Origin of the sequence: Raineyella sp. (genome assembly GCF_034933565.1) — a bacterium.
Classification (GTDB): domain Bacteria; phylum Actinomycetota; class Actinomycetes; order Propionibacteriales; family Propionibacteriaceae; genus Raineyella.
Window position 1 is genome coordinate 65,985 of the sequence record NZ_JAYFNG010000036.1, and the last position, 17,786, is coordinate 83,770.

At 74.2% G+C, this 17,786-nt stretch carries 15 protein-coding genes; 11 read left to right on the plus strand and 4 right to left on the minus strand.

Going from position 1 to position 17,786, the window contains the following annotated elements; translation table 11 throughout:
- Window position 1 precedes the first annotated feature (1 nt).
- The 4 genes from VB059_RS11090 to VB059_RS11105 are packed head-to-tail and all read left to right on the plus strand — an operon-like array spanning window position 2 to window position 2,986.
- Window positions 2-1,015, plus strand: coding sequence for an NAD(P)/FAD-dependent oxidoreductase (locus VB059_RS11090; protein WP_323422089.1), 1,014 nt, complete (start codon window positions 2-4; stop codon window positions 1,013-1,015).
- Between the two features lie 3 nt (window positions 1,016-1,018).
- Window positions 1,019-1,342, plus strand: coding sequence for a 4Fe-4S dicluster domain-containing protein (locus VB059_RS11095; protein ID WP_323422090.1), 324 nt, complete (start codon window positions 1,019-1,021; stop codon window positions 1,340-1,342).
- 8 nt (window positions 1,343-1,350) lie between these two features.
- The gene (locus tag VB059_RS11100) at window positions 1,351-2,145 is read left to right on the plus strand and encodes an alpha/beta hydrolase (protein ID WP_323422091.1); all 795 of its coding nucleotides are present in this window, start codon (window positions 1,351-1,353) and stop codon (window positions 2,143-2,145) included.
- Between the two features lie 58 nt (window positions 2,146-2,203).
- Window positions 2,204-2,986: an IclR family transcriptional regulator gene (locus tag VB059_RS11105; RefSeq protein ID WP_323422092.1), complete on the plus strand. Its 783-nt coding sequence runs from the start codon at window positions 2,204-2,206 to the stop codon at window positions 2,984-2,986.
- A gap of 19 nt (window positions 2,987-3,005) precedes the next feature.
- On the opposite strand, the gene VB059_RS11110 is transcribed toward VB059_RS11105, so the two are convergent.
- Genes VB059_RS11110 through VB059_RS11120 form a run of 3 tightly spaced genes read right to left on the minus strand, consistent with a single transcriptional unit; the run spans window position 3,006 to window position 5,874 of the window.
- Window positions 3,006-4,049, minus strand: coding sequence for an asparaginase (locus VB059_RS11110; RefSeq protein ID WP_323422093.1), 1,044 nt, complete (start codon window positions 4,047-4,049; stop codon window positions 3,006-3,008).
- Between the two features lie 32 nt (window positions 4,050-4,081).
- Window positions 4,082-5,029: a quinone oxidoreductase family protein gene (locus tag VB059_RS11115; RefSeq protein ID WP_323422094.1), complete on the minus strand. Its 948-nt coding sequence runs from the start codon at window positions 5,027-5,029 to the stop codon at window positions 4,082-4,084.
- 2 nt (window positions 5,030-5,031) lie between these two features.
- Window positions 5,032-5,874 carry an alpha/beta fold hydrolase gene (locus VB059_RS11120; protein ID WP_323422095.1) on the minus strand — a complete coding sequence of 281 codons (843 nt, stop codon included), beginning with the start codon at window positions 5,872-5,874 and terminating at the stop codon, window positions 5,032-5,034.
- A gap of 129 nt (window positions 5,875-6,003) precedes the next feature.
- Here VB059_RS11120 and VB059_RS11125 point away from each other — a divergent pair, with 129 nt between their 5' ends.
- The 7 genes from VB059_RS11125 (at window position 6,004) to VB059_RS11155 (ending at window position 16,390) form a co-directional block, all read left to right on the plus strand.
- A complete protein-coding gene (locus tag VB059_RS11125) occupies window positions 6,004-6,873 on the plus strand; it encodes an alpha/beta hydrolase (RefSeq protein WP_323422096.1) in 870 nt (289 codons plus the stop codon).
- Window positions 6,870-8,249, plus strand: coding sequence for a M20 family metallopeptidase (locus tag VB059_RS11130; protein WP_323422097.1), 1,380 nt, complete (start codon window positions 6,870-6,872; stop codon window positions 8,247-8,249). The genes VB059_RS11125 and VB059_RS11130 overlap by 4 nt, the downstream gene beginning before the upstream one ends.
- A complete protein-coding gene (locus VB059_RS11135) occupies window positions 8,249-9,202 on the plus strand; it encodes a hypothetical protein (RefSeq protein ID WP_323422098.1) in 954 nt (317 codons plus the stop codon). Before VB059_RS11130 ends, VB059_RS11135 begins: the two co-directional genes overlap by 1 nt.
- A 4-nt stretch (window positions 9,203-9,206) precedes the next feature.
- Window positions 9,207-10,172: an NAD(P)-dependent oxidoreductase gene (locus VB059_RS11140; RefSeq protein ID WP_323422099.1), complete on the plus strand. Its 966-nt coding sequence runs from the start codon at window positions 9,207-9,209 to the stop codon at window positions 10,170-10,172.
- The gene (locus VB059_RS11145; protein ID WP_323422100.1) at window positions 10,169-10,918 is read left to right on the plus strand and encodes an SDR family oxidoreductase; all 750 of its coding nucleotides are present in this window, start codon (window positions 10,169-10,171) and stop codon (window positions 10,916-10,918) included. Before VB059_RS11140 ends, VB059_RS11145 begins: the two co-directional genes overlap by 4 nt.
- 74 nt (window positions 10,919-10,992) lie before the next feature.
- Entirely contained in the window at window positions 10,993-12,786 is a 1,794-nt protein-coding gene (locus VB059_RS11150) for a glycoside hydrolase family 15 protein (protein ID WP_323422101.1), read from the plus strand.
- Window positions 12,776-16,390: a bifunctional proline dehydrogenase/L-glutamate gamma-semialdehyde dehydrogenase gene (locus tag VB059_RS11155; RefSeq protein WP_323422102.1), complete on the plus strand. Its 3,615-nt coding sequence runs from the start codon at window positions 12,776-12,778 to the stop codon at window positions 16,388-16,390. The genes VB059_RS11150 and VB059_RS11155 overlap by 11 nt, the downstream gene beginning before the upstream one ends.
- Here VB059_RS11155 and VB059_RS11160 read toward each other — a convergent pair.
- Window positions 16,377-17,666: an MFS transporter gene (locus VB059_RS11160; RefSeq protein WP_323422103.1), complete on the minus strand. Its 1,290-nt coding sequence runs from the start codon at window positions 17,664-17,666 to the stop codon at window positions 16,377-16,379. The two genes, VB059_RS11155 and VB059_RS11160, sit on opposite strands and share 14 nt — an antisense overlap.
- Window positions 17,667-17,786: the final 120 nt, after the last annotated feature.

The window sequence follows — 17,786 nt, forward strand, 5'->3', positions numbered from 1 at the left end:
CATGTCCACCGCAACCAGGCGTCATGACCGGCCCACCACCTCCCATGTCGACCTGCTGGTCGTCGGCGCCGGCCCCGCCGGGCTGTACGCGGCCTACTGTGCCGGCTTCCGTGGCCTGCGGACCGCGGTCGTCGACGCCCTGCCGGAGATCGGCGGTCAGGTGGTCGGGATGTACCCGGAGAAGGCGATCCTCGACATCGCCGGGTATCCCGCGGTCCGCGGCCGCGACCTGATCAACGCGCTGGTGCTGCAGGCCGAGACCTTCGGCCCGGAGTTCTGGCTCGACGAGGAGGTGCAGGGGCTGACCTCCACCCCGGGCGCCGGCGAGGTGGTGCTGACCACCAGCGCCGGTCGCACCGTCCACGCCGGGGCGGTCGTGCTGGCCGGCGGGATCGGGACCTTCACCCCCCGCCCGTTCACCCCCGGCCTCGACTGGCTGGGCCGCGGGGTGAGCTACTTCGTCCCCGATCTCACCGTCCACGATGACAAGGACGTGGTGATCGTCGGCGGCGGCGACAGCGCCTTCGACTGGGCCCTGCACCTGGAGCCGATCGCCCGGTCGGTGACGATGGTGCACCGCCGCGACCGGTTCCGGGCCCACAAGGGGTCGGTCGACCGGGTCCGCGACAGCAACGTCCGGATGCTCGTCAACGCCGAGGTGACCGAGGTCCGCGGCGACGGCTGGGTCAGCGGCGCCGAGGTGCGCGTCGCCGGGCAGGACCGGGCGGTCTCGCTGGCCGCCCAGTCCATCGTCGCGGCGCTCGGCTTCACCGCCGACCTCGGCGCGATGAACGACTGGGGCCTCGGCCTGGTCAATCGACGGATCCCCGTCAACACGCGGATGGAGACCGCGATCCCGCGGGTCTACGCCGCGGGCGACATCACCGACTACCCCGGGAAGGTCCGGCTGATCTCGGTCGGCTTCGGCGAGGCGGCCACGGCGGTCAACAACGCCGCCGTGCTGCTCGACCCCGGACTCGACCTGTTCCCGGGCCACTCGACCGAAGGAGACTGAACAATGACGTACGTGATCGGCGACGGCTGCATCGACCACATGGACCGCTCCTGCATGGAGGAATGTCCGGTCGACGCCATCTACGAGGGCGCCCGCAAGCTCTACATCAACCCCACCGAGTGCATCGACTGCGGCAACTGCGAGGTCGCCTGCCCGCACGGCGCGATCGCCGTCGACCGCAAGGCCGCCCCGGAGTGGAAGGCCGACAACCGGGCCTTCTTCGAGGTCGTCCTGCCCGGCCGCGACGCGCCGCTCGGCAATCCCGGCGGCGCGGCGAGGACCGGCGTCATCGGGGTGGACACCGACCTGGCGGCGAACCACCGATGAACGTCCGGATGGCGTACGTCGACACCGGCCTCGGCCAGATCCACTGTGCCGAGGCCGGCACCGGCCGCCCGGTGATGCTGCTGCATCAGACCCCGCAGTCCTGGGACGAGTTCCGGGAGGTGCTGCCACTGCTCGCCGCCCGCGGGCACCGGGCGATCGCGGTGGACATGCCGGGCTTCGGCAACAGCCCGCGGCTGCCCGCCCCGCAGACCATCGAGCAGTACGCTCAGGGCGTCGGGGAGTTCCTCGACGCCCTGGCCCTCGGGCCGGTCGCCCTGGTCGGCCACCACACCGGTGCCGCGGTCGCCCTTGAGCTGGCCGCCGTCCGCCGCGACGTCCGCGCCCTGGTGCTCTCCTCCTGCCCGTGGACCGACGCGGAGTTCCGCGCCGCCCGCGCCGGTGTCCGCGGTGTCGACGACGTCGACCGCACCCCCGACGGGGGCCACCTGACAGCGCTGTGGGAGGGCCGCCGGCCGTACTATCCGGCCGGCGACGTCGCCCTGCTCGACCGGTTCCTGGCCGATGCGCTGCGCCCGGGCCTCGACCCGGCCGAGGGCCACCGGGCCTGCGCCCACTACCGGATGGAGGACCGGGCCGGTGAGGTGCGCGCGCCCGTCCTGCTGATGGCCGGTGGCGCCGACCCGTTCGCCCTGCCCGCGCTGGCGCCCCTCGAGGCGGCCCTGACGGCGACGACCGTCCGCGGCCCGATCGTCGTCGAGGGAGGAACCGTGGCCCTTCCGCAACAAAAACCGGCTACTGTCGGCGGGATGATCGCGGACTTCTTGGATGACCTGCCCGACTGAGCCGGGCGGCCGTCCGGTGGGGGGATGGCCGACCCGACCCGTACCCGAAGGTGACAACATGGCCCAGCCCGTGGCGGAGCCGGTCGCGGGGCGTGACATCCTCACGCTGCTCGACAAGGTGGCCCTCATCCTGTCCACATTCGACGACGACACCTGGCAGCAGAGCCTGACCGAGCTCACCGCCCGCAGCGGCCTGGCCAAGGCCACCGTCCACCGGCTGGCCGGCGAGATGGTCGGTGTGGGGCTGCTGGAGAAGACCGGCATCCACTACCGCCTCGGGCTGCGCCTGTTCGAGCTGGGCCAGCTCGTCCCGCGCCAGCGGACCCTGCGCGAAGTCGGCCGACCCTACGTCCGCAAGCTGATGACGTTCTCCCAGGAGACGGTCCACCTGGCGCTGCGCGACGGCCTCGACGTGATCTACGTCGACAAGCTCGAGGGCGACCGTGGCCTGCAGGACGTGTCCCGGGTCGCCGGCCGGCTGCCGGCGCACGCCACCGCGACCGGGAAGGTGCTGCTGGCCCATTCGAACCGGACCGTGCTGGAGGCGCTCGCCTTCCGCGGCCTCACCCCGCTGACCCGGCGGACGACCTCGTCCTTCGCCGTGCTGCGGCGCCAGCTGGACCGGATCCGGGCGGACGGCTTCGCCCGCGAGGTCGAGGAGACCCGGCTCGGCTACATGAGCATCGCCGTGCCGGTCCACCACGGGGAGCGCGACGTCGTCGCCGCGCTGTCCGTCACCGGCACCGTTCAGCGGCTCAGCCCCGCCCAGTCCCGGTTGATCCCGCAGCTGCGTCAGGCCGCCGCCGCGATCTCCGCCGACCTGGTCGCCCGGGCCGAGTAGCCTCCGGGGCCCCGTGGCCTCAGACGAGCCCGGCCTGGTGGCGGACCACCGCGCCGAACCAGTCCGCCAGCGGTGCCCCGGTCCCGTGGGCGGCGATGCCCACCGCCAGGGCGAGCTGTGCCCGGGCCGTGCCGAGCTCGCCACTGTCCAGCGTCGGGGTGGTGTCCAGCCAGCGCCCCGAGCCGGGACCGCCGCCGTACCCGCGATGGACCGGGCCGACCCCGGCCCGGGAGGTCACCGTCACCGCGACACCGCGGGCGAAGGCCCGCTCCAGGCCGGCGACCGCATCGGGGCGGACGTGCCCGGCACCGGTGCCCTCGACCACCAGGCCCCGTACGCCGTCGGCCAGCAGGCCGTCGATCACCGTGTCGCCGTGGCCGGCCCAGGCCGTGACCACGCCGACGTCGGCCAGGGCCTCGAGCGGGCCCGGGTCGGCGAACGGGCCGGCGGGCGGCCGGGTGAAACGTACGTCCCCCGCGGTGAGCCCCCCGACCGGTGCCGCGCCGGGGGAGCTGAACGCCTGCAGGGCGCTGGTGTGGGACTTCACCACCCGCGCCGCCGAGTGGATCTCCCCGTTGACGACGAGCAGCGCGCCGCGTCCGGCGGCCTGCGGGTGGGCGGCGACGCGCAGGGCGTCGAGCAGATTGCGGGGCCCGTCGGCACCGGGCTCGGCCGCGTGCCGCATCGCACTGGCGAAGACCACCGGCCCGCCGGTCGCCGGCAGGGTGAGCAGATGGGTCAGCCAGGCCGAGTCGGCGACGGTGTCGGTGCCGTGCAGCACCACCACGCCGTCATGGCCCCCGTCATGGTCCCGGTCGTCGGGGCTCCGGTCGAGGGCCGTCCGGCACCGCCGGGCCAGCTGCAGCATCTGCGCGGGCCCGATCGTGTAGCTGGGCCGGCGGAAGAGCTCCTCGACGCTGATCTGCAGCGAGTCCCGCAGGCCGGGGTCGTCGGCCAGCACCTCCTCGACGATCCGGGCGCCGGACAGGGTGGGGACGATGCCGTCGGCGCCGGGCCGGCTGGCGATGGTTCCGCCGGTGGCGAGGACGAGGATGCGGGTCATCAGGATCTCCGGGTGTCGAGGGTGAGGGGTGGTCAGGCGACCGGGAGCACCGCAGCGCGACCGTCGATCCGCCCGGCGGCCAGGTCCGCGCAGGCCTGAGCGGTCCGGTCCAGCGGGAAGGTGGTGACCGGCACACTGATCGAGCCGTCGACCAGCAGCCCGGTCAGGGTGGGCAGCAGCTGCTGCTGGCGCTCGGCCCGATGGATCATACTGACCGGCAGCAGGGCCACCTCGGACAGCAGCCAGTTCGGCAGGTCGAGGGTGAGGGCTGGGGAGCGGGTGTAGCCGATCAGCGCCGCCCGCCCGCCGCGTACGGTGGCGCGCAGCGCCCGGGTGAGGGGCTCGCCACCGATGGTGTCGATCACCGCGTCGGCCCAGGGCCGGTCCGGGAGTGCCTCGGCGGTCAGCGCTCTCACCCCGTCAGGCACCCGGGCCAGCGAGGACTCCCGGCCGACGACGCCGATCACCTCGGCGCCGGCGAGGACGGCGAGCTGGGCGATCACCCGGCCGACCGCGCCGGCGGCGCCCCCGACGATCACCCGTTCGCCGGCCCGCACCGCGGCGACGTCGTGGACGGCGACCCAGGCGGTCGTGGCGGGCACCAGGAAGGTCGCCGCCGTCGGCAGCGGCAGGGCCCCGTCGTCGAGGATCAGGTGGCGGTCACCGACCACCACGTACTCGGCCCAGCAGCCGGGCCGGGTGAGCCCGACCCCGCCGCCGCGGACGATGACCCGTTGCCCGATCGGCAGGGTGTCGGAGGCGACGACGGTGCCGGCGGCGTCGGTGCCGCCGATGTGCGGCAGCGGTGGGCGGACGTCGAACGTCCCGGACGCGACGGTCAGGTCCAGGTGGCCCACCGCGGCCGCGCCGACCCGGACCAGGGTGCTGCCCTCGGGGCGGACGGGGGTCCCGACGTCCTCGACGACCGGCGGGCGGCCGAAGGCGTGCAGGCGGGCGGCCTTCATGCGGGCGGCCGTCATGGTCATCGGCCCTCCGCGAGGAACATCCCGAGCAGCGCTTCGAACTCCGCGGCCCGCTCGTACGGCACCCACAGGCCGGTGTCGGCGAACAGGTGCAGTCGGGCGCCGGGGATCCGCCGGAGCAGGAACAGGGCGTTGTCGTAGCCCTGGATCCGGTTGTGGGTGCCCCAGACGATCAGCGTCGGGGCGGTGATCCGGTCGGCCTCCCGCCACGGCTCCTCGACCGCCGGGCCACCCGCGACGGGTGCGGCCGGCCGGTCGGAGGTGGTGCGCCGGATCGACTCCTGGTAGCGGTCGCGGACCAGTTCGGGGGTGATCAGCGCCCGGTCGTGCATCATCAGCCTCAGGTACGCCGCCATCCGCTCCGGCGAGGGGCCCTCGCCGGCGTAGTAGCCGCGGATCGCTTTCTGCCCCTCCGACGGCATGGTGGTGAACAGCGGCAGCCCGCCGGCGCTGGAGACCAGCACCAGCCGGTCCACCCGGTCGGGGTGGTCGACGGCGAGCTTCATCGCCACCGCGCCGCCGGTGGCCATCCCGACCACATCGGCCCGTTCGATGCCCAGCTCGGTCAGCATCCGCGCGAACAGGGCGGCCAGCCCGGCGTACCGGCCGCCCTCGGCCTCGTACGGGTCGGAGCGGCCGTAGCCCGGCAGGTCGACGATCAGCACCCGGTGGTGGGCGGCCAGGGCGTCAAGGTTCTGCCCGAAGTTGCCCCAGCCGTACGCCCCCGGGGCGCCGCCGTGGATGCACAGCAGGACCGGGCCGGTGCCGGCCTCGTGGTAGTGGATCCGGGTCGGGCCGACGCTGACGAAGCGTGAGGTCGATTCCTGCGTGGAGGGCGTCATGGCCGGATGGTAGGCAGCCCGGCCGGCCGTCCCCGAGGACACCGGACTGCTCAGCGGACCCGTCGGCGGGGTCCGCTGGTCGGACCTGGATCGTGGTGCGGACCGGGCCCGATGGGGTCCCATCGGGCCATGACACAGCCTCCCGCGAGCCACTTCAGCACCGTCGCCGGCGTCACGTACCACTACCACGACATCGGCGAGGGGGCGCCGACGATCTTCCTGCACGGCGGGGGGCCGGGTTGCACCGCCTGGTCCGACTTCGGCCCGGTGGCCCCGCTGTTCGCTGCCGACCGGCGCTGCATCCTGGTCGACCTGTTGCAGTACGGCCGGTCCGACAAGAGCGAGATCGAGGGCCCGATGTGGGACCATCACGCGGCCAAGCTGATCGCGCTGATGGACGACCTGGGCCTGGCGCAGGCGGATTTCGTGTGCAACTCGTGGGGCGGCCACATGGCCCTGAAGATCGCCGCGGACCACCCCGACCGGGTCCGCACCGTCACCCTCACCGGCAGCATGCCGGTCTTCCGCGGCCCGCTCGGCCCGCTGCCCGAGAACGGCCACCGTGGCCGCAGCGCGCGGGACCGCTACTACGGCGGCGAGGGCCCGACGAAGGAGAAGATGCGCACGCTGATCACCGGGCTCGAGTGGTACGACGGCGACCGGCTGCCCGAGGAGACGCTGGAGATGCGCTACCGGCAGAGCCTCGACCCCGAGGAGATGGCGCTGGCCGGCGCGTCGGACAACCCGCGCGGGGACTGGCAGGACATCGCCGGTGACCTGGGCCGGATCCAGGTGCCGGTGCTGCTGGCCTGGGGCATGTACGACGCCTTCCTCACCCCCGACTACCCGTTGATGCTGGCGAGCATGATCCCGCACGGCCAGCTGTGGATCATGGACCAGGCCTCCCACCACCTGCAGGAGGAGCGCCCGCACGACTACTACACGATGGTCTCCGGCTTCCTCGCCCAGCATCTGCCCGGCGAGGGGGACCGGGCATGACCGCGCCGAGCGTCCCGGTCTTCGGCAATGCCTCCATCCCGGCCGACGGTGACGCCCACCTGCGCGGCCTCGACGGGGCGTTGCGGGAGCGGGTCCGGGCCGCCGCCGACCTCGTCACCGCCGGGCGGCTGGCCGAGCTGGTCCGTGGGCTGGTCGACGTGCCCAGCCCCACCGGCGACGAGCGGCCGGTCGCCGAGCACCTCGTCGAGCGGCTCACCGACGCCGGTCTGGCGGCGGAGCTGATGCCGCTCGACGACCGGCAGGCCAACGCCTGGGCCCGGCTGCCCGGCGACGGCACCGGCCCGTCGCTGATGCTGTACGCGCCGACCGACACCGTCACCACCGGCGACCCGGCCGAGGACCTGCCGTGGATCGGGGCGATGCGCCCCGACCTGCTGGCGCGTGCCGAGGTCCGCGACGACTACGTGATCGGCCTGGGCGCGTCCAATCCGAAGGGCCACGCCGCCTGCGTGCTGGCCGCGGTCGAGGCGATCGCCGCCGCCGGGATCCCGCTGCGCGGCGACCTGGTCGCCGCCTTCGGCGCCGGCGGCATGCCGACCAACGCCCGCCCGGGCGTGGACAACCCGCGGCTCACCACCGGCCAGGGCGCCGGCTGCTCCTTCCTGCTCGAGCAGGGCGCGCACACCGACTACGCGGTGATCGCCAAGCCCGGCTGGACCGTCGCCTGGGACGAGGTCGGCCTGACCTGGTTCGAGATCATCGTGCACGGCACCCACACCTACACCGGCTCGCGCCACCGGCTGCCCTACCGCAACACCGTCCGGCTGGCCGCCGAGGTGATCTGCCGGCTGGAGGACTGGTTCCCCACCTACACCGCCCGGCACACCGACGGGCAGGTCGCCCCGCAGGGCATGGTGGCCACCGTCCACGGCGGCTGGACCCGCACCGCCTCCTTCACCCCGGAGAACGTCCGGCTGATGGTCGACCTGCGGATCAGCCCGCGCTCCACCCCGAGCGAGGTGCGCCGCGAGCTGACGGCCGAGGTCACCCGGATCGCCGCGGAGCTCGGCACCACGATCGACGTACGGCCCGTCCTCGCCGTCCCCGGCGGCACGACCGACGCCGACTCCTGGTTCGTCCGGCGTGCCGTCGACGCCTGGCAGGCGGTCACCGGCCGGGAGCATCCGCGCACCGACAACGGCTCGGGGGCCACCGACGCGGCGATCCTGCGCAGCCGCGGCATCCCGACCGTACGGATCGGCATGCCCAAGATCACCGACGCCCCGTTCCCGGTCGACTTCGCGATGGGGATGAACGCCGTCGACCTGCGCGAGGCCGTCGCCTTCACCCGATTCCTGATCCGATTCGCGCTCGAGGTCGCCTCGAGCGACCTGGACACCGCGGAGGTGCACTGATGGCACAGATCGTCCTCGGCGTGGGAGCCTCCCACAGCACGCTGATGAACACCCACTGGGAGGAGACCACCCACAGGGAGGACGCGGTCACCTTCCGCGACGGGCTGGCACAGGCCCGCCGCCGGGTCGAGGCGGCCCGGCCGGACGTGGCGCTGATCATCGGGTCCAACCACTTCCGCGGGTTCTGGCTCGACCTGATCCCCGGCTTCACCCTCGGGGTGGGGGAGTGCCTGGCCAGCGGCGAGTCCGGCACCCCGAAGGGCCCCCAGCCGGTGCACACCGGGCTGGCCCGGCACATCCTGGACGATGTGGTCGGCTCCGGCCGCGGCGACCTGGCCTTCTCCGCGCGGTTGCAGATCGATCACGGCCAGAGCCACGCCATCCAGTACCTGCTGGCCGGGCTCGACGTCCCGATCATCCCGCTGGTGGTCAACGTGTTCGCCCAGCCGCTGCCGCCGCTGGAGCGCTGCCGGGAGGTCGCCGAGGCGATCCGGGACGCCGTGGCGAGCTACCCCGAGGACCTGCGGGTGGTGGTGATCGGCTCCGGCGGTCTCTCCCACCGGCTGCCCTGGCCGGACTGGCGCGCCCCCGAGGGCGACGACGAGGAGTTCATGGTCCGCGCCTGGCTGGACGGCAGGCTCAACTGGTCCGACTACGACGTCCGCCGGCGCCGGATCATCCGCGCCGCGACGTCGGCGATCAGCCCGGAGTGGGACGAAGCGGTGATCGACACCTTCGTCGCCGGCCGGGCCGAGGAGCTGTACGGGTACACCACCGCGGACCTCGAACGCGACGGCGGCAACGGCTCCCAGGAGCTGCGGTCCTGGCTGATGATGGCCACCTTGCTCGGCGGTGCCCCGGCCGAGCGGATCGCGTACGCCCCGGTGCCCGACTGGCTGACCGGGATGGGGGTCATCACGATCACGCCGGATGCCGCTGCGGACCGGGCCTGACGCCGTGCGACTCCCCGTGCTGGTCCTCGGCCGGGCGGCGCTGCCGGACCTGACCGCCGCCTTCGCCGACCTGGCGCAGCCACCCGACCTGCTGCTCGCCGAGGACCGGGCGACCATGCTGGACCAGCTCGCGGTGGCCGGCGCGGTGGTCGCGGACTGGACCGGGCACCTGGTGCTGGACGCCGCGGCGGCCCGGGCCGGGCGCCGGGTCCGGCTGGTCCAGTACCCGGGCGCCGGGCTGCACTCCGTCGACGTCGACGCCTGGCGGCGCGCCGGGGCCGCGGTCTGTCACGTTCCCGCGGCCAACGCCGCCTCGGTGGCCGAATGGGCCGTGCTCGCCGCCGGCGCGCTCGCCCGCCGCCTCCCCGCACTCGACCACGACCTGCGGACGGGGCACTGGACCTCCGGTGCGGACATCCGCGACCTGTCCGAGCGCCGGGTCGGGGTGCTCGGCGGCGGCGCCGTCGGCGAAGCCTGCCTGCGGTTGTTCGCCGCCTTCGGCTGCCCGGTCGCCTACCATTCCCGCCGGCCGCGCCCCGAGCTGGCGTACGACCGGCGCCCGCTGCCCGACCTGCTCGCCGGCTCCGACGTCCTGGTGGTGGCCGTCCCGCTCACCCCCGACACCCGGGGCCTGCTCGGTGCCACGGAGCTCGCCCGGCTGCCCGCCGGTGCCCTGCTGGTCAACGTGGGGCGCGGCCCGGTCACCGACGAGTCCGCGCTGGCGCAGGCGCTGCGCACCGGCCGGTTGGCCGGGGCGGCGCTCGATGTCTTCGGCACCGAACCGCTGCCGCCGGACCACCCGCTGCGCGCGGCACCGAACACTCTGCTCAGCCCGCACGTCGCCGGCGGCTCCGGCACCGCCCGCCGCCGGATCTTCGCCCGGGTCGCCGCCAACCTCGCCCGCCTCGCCGACGACCTGGACCCGCACTGGCCCTGGCCCGCCGCCCCGCCACCGGAAGGATCCCGATGACCGACTCCAGCACCACCCCACGCCTCGCCTGGGTCACCGGCGGCACCTCCGGGATCGGCCTGGCCGCCGCCTGCCGGCTCGCCGACGACGGCTGGCGGGTCGTCGTCAGCGGCCGCGACCCCGGCCGGCTCCGTTCCGCCGCCGACCTGCTCGGCGGCCACCACCTGGCGATCGGCTGCGACACCGCCGACCCGGACAGTGTCCGGGCCGCCGCCGACGAGATCCGCGCCCGCGCCGGAGCGCCCACGGCGCTGGTCGCCGCCGCCGGCACCCTGCTCAAGGGCGACCTCACCGACCACCGCGACGAGGACCTGACCGGCCTGCTGGCCACCAACGTGCTCGGTGTGATGCACGCCTGCCGGGCCGTCATCCCCGGTATGCGGGCGTACGGCTGGGGCCGGATCGTCACCGTCTCCTCGGTGCTCGCCTCGGCCGGCGCCCCGCGACGGTCCGCGTACGCCGCGACGAAGGGCGCGGTGCTGGCCCTCACCCGCGGGCTGGCGGTGGACCTCGCCGCCGACGGGATCACCGTCAACGCGGTCGCCCCCGGCCCGACCCTGACCCGCCCCAACCTCGGCCAGGCCGACGACCCGGTGGCCAGGGCGATGGTCGGCGACGTCGTCCCGCTCGGCCGGTGGGCGGCGCCGGCCGAGGTCGCCGCGCTGATCGCCTTCCTCTGCTCCGAGGCGGCGTCGTACTGCACCGGTGGCCACTACCCGGTCGACGGCGGCTACCTCGCCCGCTGACCACCGGGTCGTGCCGTGCAGCCGTCCTGCCCGGTTCCCTGTCGCGATCGTCCTCGCGGGGGCACGATGGGGTCATGACGCAGCCGCGACTGGAGGACTACGCGCTCCTCGCCGACCGGCGGACCGGGCCGCTGGTGTCCCGCGAGGGGAGCGTCGACTGGCTGTGCCTGCCGCGGTTCGCGGACGAGGCGGTCTTCGCCGCCCTGCTCGGCGACCACGGCAACGGGCACTGGTCGGTCCGCCCGGTCGACGGCACCGTGGTCGACCGGTCGTACGTGCCGGAGACCTTCATCCTGCGCACCCGGTGGCGTACGCCCACCGGGGAGGCGGTCTGTACCGACTTCATGGCCGAGCACGACGACCGGACCGACCTGGTCCGGATGGTCGAGTGCACCGGCGGGCACGTCGACATCGAGCTGGACCTGGTGATGCGGTTCGACTACGGGTCCAGCGTGCCGTGGGTGCACCGGCTGGCCGGGGACGCGGGGGAGCGGCTGGTCGCCGTCTCCGGGCCGAACGGGCTGGTCCTCGACGGCCCGCTGCCGCACTCGGTCGACCGCCACCACGCCGGCCGGTACCCGCTGCGGGCCGGGGAACGGGAGTGCTGGACGCTCACCTGGTTCCCCAGCTACCGACCGGTGCCGGCCCGGCTCGACCCGGACGCCGAGCTCGCCCTGACCGCCACCCGCTGGCAGGACTGGAGCCGGGCGATCGCCCTGGAGGGCTGCCGCCCCGAAGTGCGCCGTTCGCTGCTGGTGCTGCGCGCCCTGACCGACCGGGACACCGGTGGGATCGCCGCCGCCCCGACCACCTCGCTGCCCGAGGACCTGGGCGGGGTGCGCAACTGGGACTACCGCTACTGCTGGCTACGCGACTCCGCGCTGACCATCCAGGCGATGGCCACCCACGGTGCGGCCCATCACGAGTGGCGCGACTGGCTGCTGCGGGCGATCGCCGGCGACGACCGCCACCTGCGGATCATGTACGGGCTGGCCGGGGAGCACCTCGGCCCCGAACAGGAGCTCGAGCACCTGCCCGGCTACGCCGGCTCGCGCCCGGTCCGGATCGGCAACGGCGCCGCCGCCCAGTACCAGGCCGACGTCGTCGGCGAGGTGATGATGGCCCTGGACCGGCTGCGCCGGGTCGGCATCCCCGAGGACCACTTCTCCTGGTCCCTGCAGCGCCACCTGCTGCGGTACGCCGCCGCCCACGTCGACCGGCCCGACCAGGGGATCTGGGAGATCCGCGGCGAGCCGCAGTCGTTCACCCATTCCCGGGTGATGATGTGGGCCGCGTTCGACCGCGGGGTGCGGGCGGTGGAGGACTTCGGGCTGCACGGCCCGGTGGAGCACTGGCGGGCGCTGCGCGACCGGCTCCGCGCCGAGGTGGAGGAGCACGGTTACCGGGCCGACCTGGGCACCTTCACCCAGCACTATGCGACCACCGAGGTCGACGCGGCGCTGCTGGTGCTGCCGCAGTGCGGCTTCGTCGCCTGGGACGACCCGCGGATGCTGCGTACGGTCGCCCGGATCGAGGCCGAGCTGCGCGACAGCTGCGGCCTGGTGCGCCGCTACCGGACCCGGACCGGGGTGGACGGGCTGCCCGGCGACGAGGGCAGCTTCCTGATCTGCTCCTTCTGGCTGGTCAACCAGTACGCCCACACCGGCCGGCTGGCGGAGGCCGACGCGCTGTTCGAGACACTGGTGTCGTACGCCGGCGACCTGGGACTGCTGTCGGAGGAGTACGACGAGACCGCCGGGCGGCTGGCCGGCAACTACCCGCAGGCGTTCAGCCACCTCGGCCTGGTGCAGGCCGCCGATGGGATCCTGCGGGCCCGCGGCGGACCGGGAGGCTGCGATGAGCTCTGAGCCGACGGCTGCCGACCGGGGGCGTGGGGATCTGGCCGTCGCGGCCGAGCGCGCCGTGCCGACCGCCGAGCGCTGGTGGCGCGCCTCGCACCAGGGCCAGCACGGCCGCCATGACCCGCATGGTCAGCACGGTCAGCACGGTCAGCCCGGTCTCCGGGAGGTGCCGGGAGCGCTGCTCGCCCGGCTGGTCGCCGATCCCGCCGGGCTGCGGTTCCTGCTCGACTTCGTCGACGGCGTCGTCCGCCCCGAGGACGACCGCACCGCCGCGCACGCCCTGCACCGGCTGGCCCGGAGCATGCCCGACTCGCTGCCGGCCGCGCTGCGCGGCGTGCTCGACGCCGGCGGCGCCGCCGGCCCGGAGGCGCCCGGCGTCGTGGTGCCGCTGGCCCGCCGGGTGCTGCGCGCCCTGGTCGGTGACCTGGTCGTCGACGCCACCGACGACCGGCTCGGCGCCGCCCTGGCCCGGCTCTCGCCGGGCACCGACCCGTCCGCCACCCGTGGCACCGACCTGTCCGCCACCCGTGGCACCGAGCTCAACGTCAACCTGCTCGGTGAGGCCGTGCTCGGCGACACCGAGGCCGCCCGCCGGCTGGCCGAGGTCGAGCGACTGGTGCGCCGCGACGACGTGTCGTACGTGTCCCTCAAGGTCTCCTCGGTGCTCGGCCCGTACAACCCGTGGGGGCTCGAGGAGGCGGTCGACCGGGCGGTGATCCGGCTGGCGCCGCTCTACCGGCTGGCCGCCGAGCAGCCCCGGCCGGTCTTCCTCAACCTCGACATGGAGGAGTACCGCGACCTGCATCTCACCCTCGCCGTGTTCCGCCGGCTGCTCGACCTGCCCGGGCTGGCCGACCGGTCGGGCGGGGTGGTGCTGCAGGCCTACCTGCCGGACGCCCTGCCCGCGTACGAGGAGCTGGCCGGCTGGGCCCGGCGCCGGGTGGACGCCGGCGGTGCCCCGATCCGGGTGCGCCTGGTCAAGGGCGCCAATCTGGCGATGGAGACCGTCGACGCGGTGCTGCACGGCTGGCCGGAGGTGACCACCGGCGCCAAGGAGGCCACCGACGCCAACTACCTGCGGCTGCTCGACCGGGCCCTCACCCCACAGGCCACCGACGCGGTCCGCCTCGGCATCGCCGGACACAACCTGTTCACCCTCGCGCTGGCCTGGGAACTCGCCGGGATCCGCGGCGTACGCGACCGGATCGAGGTGGAGATGCTCGCCGGGATGGCCCCGGCCCAGGCCGAGGTGGTCCGGGCCGAGGTCGGCCGGCTGCGGCTCTACGTCCCGGTCGTCCGGCCCGAGGAGTTCGACGTCGCGCTCGCCTACCTGATGCGCCGACTGGAGGAGAACGCCGCCCCGGGCCACTTCCTCGCCTCGCTCGCCGACCCCGACCCGGAGGCCGGCCTGGCCCGGGAACGGGACCGGTTCCGCGCCGCCCTGGCCCGCTGGGCGCAGGGCTCCGAGGCGGTCGGGCCACGCCGTCACCAGGACCGTACGACGCCCCCACCGCCGACCGGTGTCGCGGCGGAGGACCACCTGCGCCACGGCTTCCGCAACAGCCCGGACACCGACCCGGCGCTGCCGGCCGCCCAGGCCTGGGGCCGGGCGATCCTCGCCCGGGTGCCCGACTCCCGCCTCGGCCTCACCGCGGTGGCCCGGGCCGGGGTCGACGACCCGGCCCGGCTGGCCGCGATCGTCGAGCGGACCGCCCGGGCCGGGGCCGGCTGGGCGGCCCGCACCCCGGCCGAACGGGCCGCGATCGTGCACCGGATCGGTGACGAGCTCGAGGCCGCCCGGGCCGAGCTGCTGGAGGTGGCCGCCGCCGAGTGCGGCAAGACGCTCGACCAGTCCGACCCCGAGGTGTCCGAGGCCGTCGACCTGGCCCGCCACTACGCCGCGGAGTCACTGCACCTGGGGGGCCTGGTGGGTGGCACGTTCCGGCCGGTCGGCCTGACCGTGGTCACCCCGCCGTGGAACTTCCCGCTGTCCATCCCGCTCGGCGGGGTGGCCGCCGCGCTGGCCGCCGGCTCGGCGGTGATCCTCAAACCGGCCACCGCCGCCCGGCGCTGCGGCGCCCTGTTGGTCGAGGCCTGTCGACGCGCCGGGGTGCCGCCCGAGGTGCTGCGGCTGGTGGTGCCGGCCGACGCCGGGCTGGGTCGCCGGCTGGTCACCGATCCACTGGTGGACCGGGTGGTGCTCACCGGCTCGGCCGACACCGCCGCGATGTTCCGCCGCTGGCGCCCCGACCTCGGTCTGCTGGCCGAGACCTCCGGCAAGAACGCCATCGTCGTCACCCCGTCCGCCGACCGCGACCAGGCGGTCCACGACATCGTCGCCTCCGCCTTCGGTCACGCCGGCCAGAAGTGCTCGGCCGCCTCCCTGGTGATCCTGGTCGGGGCGGCCGCCCGCTCCACCCGGCTGCGCGACCAGCTGGTCGACGCCACCCGGTCGCTCACCGTCGGCCCGCCGACCGACCCGTCGGCCCGGATGGGGCCGCTCACCGCACCGGCCGCCGGCAAGGTCCTCCGCGGCCTCACCACCCTTGAGCCGGGCCAGCACTGGATCCTCATCCCGCGCCGGCTCGACGCCGACGGCCGGCTGTGGACCCCCGGCATCCGGGCCGGCGTCGAGGAGGGCAGCGAGTTCCACCGGGTGGAGTACTTCGGGCCGGTGCTCGGGGTGATGACGGTGCCCGACCTGGAGACCGCCGTCGAGGTGCAGAACGGCACCGACTACGGCCTCACCGCGGGCCTGCAGTCCCTCGACCCCGACGAGGTCCGCTACTGGCTCGACCACGTCCGGGCCGGCAATCTCTACGTCAACCGGACGATCACCGGCGCGATCGTCCGGCGCCAGCCCTTCGGCGGCTGGAAGCGCTCCTCGGTCGGTCCCGGCGCGAAGGCCGGCGGGCCGAACTATCTGTTCGGGTTCGGCGAGGTGGTGCCCGCTCCGGTCACCGAACTCGTCGGCGAGCCGACCTCCCCGCTGCTGCGCCGGCTGCTCACGGTGGGCCGTACGGTGCTGCCGTCGGAGGACGCGGTCCGGCTCGAGGTGGCCGTCGGCCTCGACCAGCGGGCCGTGGACGAGGAGTTCGGCGTCGGTCACGACCCCGCCGCCCTGGGCGTCGAGCGCAACGTGCTGCGCTACCTGCCCACTCCGGTGCTGATCCGCCTGGGGGAGGGCCGGCCGCTGCTCGACCTGGTCCGGGAGCTCTCCGCCGCGCTCGCCCTGCCGGGCGCCGCCGGGGCCGGTCACCGGGTCTCCACCGCGATCCCGCTGCCCGCGCCGCTGGCCGGCTTCCTGGCCGATCAGGCCGTCCCCGTCGTCGTCGAGTCCGACGCGGCGTTCCTGGCCCGCCTCCCGGAGCGGATGTTCGGCCCGGACGGGCGGATCCGCCTGCTCGGCGGGGACCGGACAGCAGTGGCGACGGTGCTCGCCGGGACGGTCGACCCGCTGGCGGCGATCGACACCGCCGTGTACGCAGGTCCGGTCGTCGACGCCGGACGGGTCGCCCTGCTGCCGTACGTCCACGAGCAGACCGTCTCGATCACCATGCACCGCTACGGCCATCCGATCCCCCCGGACCGGGCGGTCAGACCCGCTTGAGGGCCAGTATGCCCATGCTGATTCCGCCCAGGCAGCCCGCGCCGACCAGAAACATGAGGCCGTTGCTGTAGTGCCCAGCGGACCCGATCAGCGCCCCGACGATCGTCGGCACGAACGCCGAGAGGATCTGTGCGACGCCGTTCATGACGCCGGCGGCGGCGCCGATCTGGGCGTGGTGCACGATCGTCTGCATCATCGTCCAGTAGCTGGACAGGCCGACGCCGATGAAGCCCATCGCCAGGGACAGGATCAGGGCGCTGGCGATGTTGCTCTTCACCGTGGCGCCCGCGTAGATGCACACCGCCGCGCCGAACAGGGCGATCGTCGGGAAGACGCCCTTGTGCCGGTAGCGGTCGGCGACGAAGCCGAAGATCACCACCGTGATGGCTCCGAGCATGTACGGCAGGCTGGCGAAGGTGCCGAGCTGCGCGAACGAGAAGCCACGGGCGGACTTCAGGTAGCTGGGCAGCCAGCCGATGACTCCCCAGAACACGCTCGAGGAGCAGAGGAAGCCGAGCACGATCAGCCAGAATCGCCAGTCGGCGACGAAGGCGCGGTGGGCGCCCGTCTCGGCTGCGGCCGAGGCCTTGGCGGCGCGGATGCCCGTCTCGATGTGGTCGAGCTCCTGACGGCCGACGAACCTGCTCGCGGCCGGGATGTCCTGGGTGAAGAAGAACAGCAACAGCATCGGGACGACACTGAGGCCGGCCAGCAGCCAGAAGCTCGACCGCCAGCCGTTCGCGGCCACCACCGAGGTGATGATCGGCATCGCGATCATCGGGCCGACCATCAGGCCGAGAAGCCACGCCGCGTTCGCTTTCGACCGCTCTCGCGGTGGGAACCAGTTCGTGACGAACAGGCTCTGCATCGGCCAGTGCAGGCCCTCACCGGCGCCGAGCAGCACCCGCGTGGCGATCATCATGCCGAACCCGCCGGCGAGGCCGCCGAGGATCACCGACACGGCCCAGACGACCACGGCGAGCAGCATGGCCCATCGTGGGCCCATGACGTTGCCGAGCGGGGCGAGGACGATGTTGGCGACGCCGTAGGCGAGCAGGAAGACCGTCAGGAACATGCCCATCTTGGCGGGCTGCCCGGCGATGCCCATGTCGTGCAGAAACTTCGGGTCGGCCACCAGGACCGAGATGTTCGTACGGTCGAGGTAGGACACCAGCAGGGTGATGAAGAGGATGGCCGCCAGGACCACGCGGTAGCGGGTTGGCCGGTCGGGGTGGCTGACCGCCTGTGGCGCAGCCGTCGTCTCGTTGATGACCATGGGGAACTCCTTCGTGTGTCCGACGACGTTGTCGGTGCACCGAAATGGTTCTCCCAGATGGACCCCTGAGAAAGCTCTTCGCCCGAAAGTTTCCAGTCGCGGGAATGGGGCTGGACGCTC

What these genes read in the sequence shown, in the direction of transcription:
- VB059_RS11095 (WP_323422090.1), top strand. Translation starts at nt 1,019, where the DNA reads ATGACGTACGTGATCGGCGACGGCTGCATCGACCACATGGACCGCTCC.
- VB059_RS11090 (WP_323422089.1), top strand. Translation starts at nt 2, where the DNA reads ATGTCCACCGCAACCAGGCGTCATGACCGGCCCACCACCTCCCATGTC.
- VB059_RS11130 (WP_323422097.1), top strand. Translation starts at nt 6,870, where the DNA reads ATGACCGCGCCGAGCGTCCCGGTCTTCGGCAATGCCTCCATCCCGGCC.
- VB059_RS11125 (WP_323422096.1), top strand. Translation starts at nt 6,004, where the DNA reads ATGACACAGCCTCCCGCGAGCCACTTCAGCACCGTCGCCGGCGTCACG.
- VB059_RS11135 (WP_323422098.1), top strand. Translation starts at nt 8,249, where the DNA reads ATGGCACAGATCGTCCTCGGCGTGGGAGCCTCCCACAGCACGCTGATG.
- VB059_RS11115 (WP_323422094.1), bottom strand. Translation starts at nt 5,029, where the DNA reads ATGACGGCCGCCCGCATGAAGGCCGCCCGCCTGCACGCCTTCGGCCGC.
- VB059_RS11110 (WP_323422093.1), bottom strand. Translation starts at nt 4,049, where the DNA reads ATGACCCGCATCCTCGTCCTCGCCACCGGCGGAACCATCGCCAGCCGG.
- VB059_RS11120 (WP_323422095.1), bottom strand. Translation starts at nt 5,874, where the DNA reads ATGACGCCCTCCACGCAGGAATCGACCTCACGCTTCGTCAGCGTCGGC.
- VB059_RS11100 (WP_323422091.1), top strand. Translation starts at nt 1,351, where the DNA reads ATGGCGTACGTCGACACCGGCCTCGGCCAGATCCACTGTGCCGAGGCC.
- VB059_RS11145 (WP_323422100.1), top strand. Translation starts at nt 10,169, where the DNA reads ATGACCGACTCCAGCACCACCCCACGCCTCGCCTGGGTCACCGGCGGC.
- VB059_RS11155 (WP_323422102.1), top strand. Translation starts at nt 12,776, where the DNA reads ATGAGCTCTGAGCCGACGGCTGCCGACCGGGGGCGTGGGGATCTGGCC.
- VB059_RS11160 (WP_323422103.1), bottom strand. Translation starts at nt 17,666, where the DNA reads ATGGTCATCAACGAGACGACGGCTGCGCCACAGGCGGTCAGCCACCCC.
- VB059_RS11150 (WP_323422101.1), top strand. Translation starts at nt 10,993, where the DNA reads ATGACGCAGCCGCGACTGGAGGACTACGCGCTCCTCGCCGACCGGCGG.
- VB059_RS11105 (WP_323422092.1), top strand. Translation starts at nt 2,204, where the DNA reads ATGGCCCAGCCCGTGGCGGAGCCGGTCGCGGGGCGTGACATCCTCACG.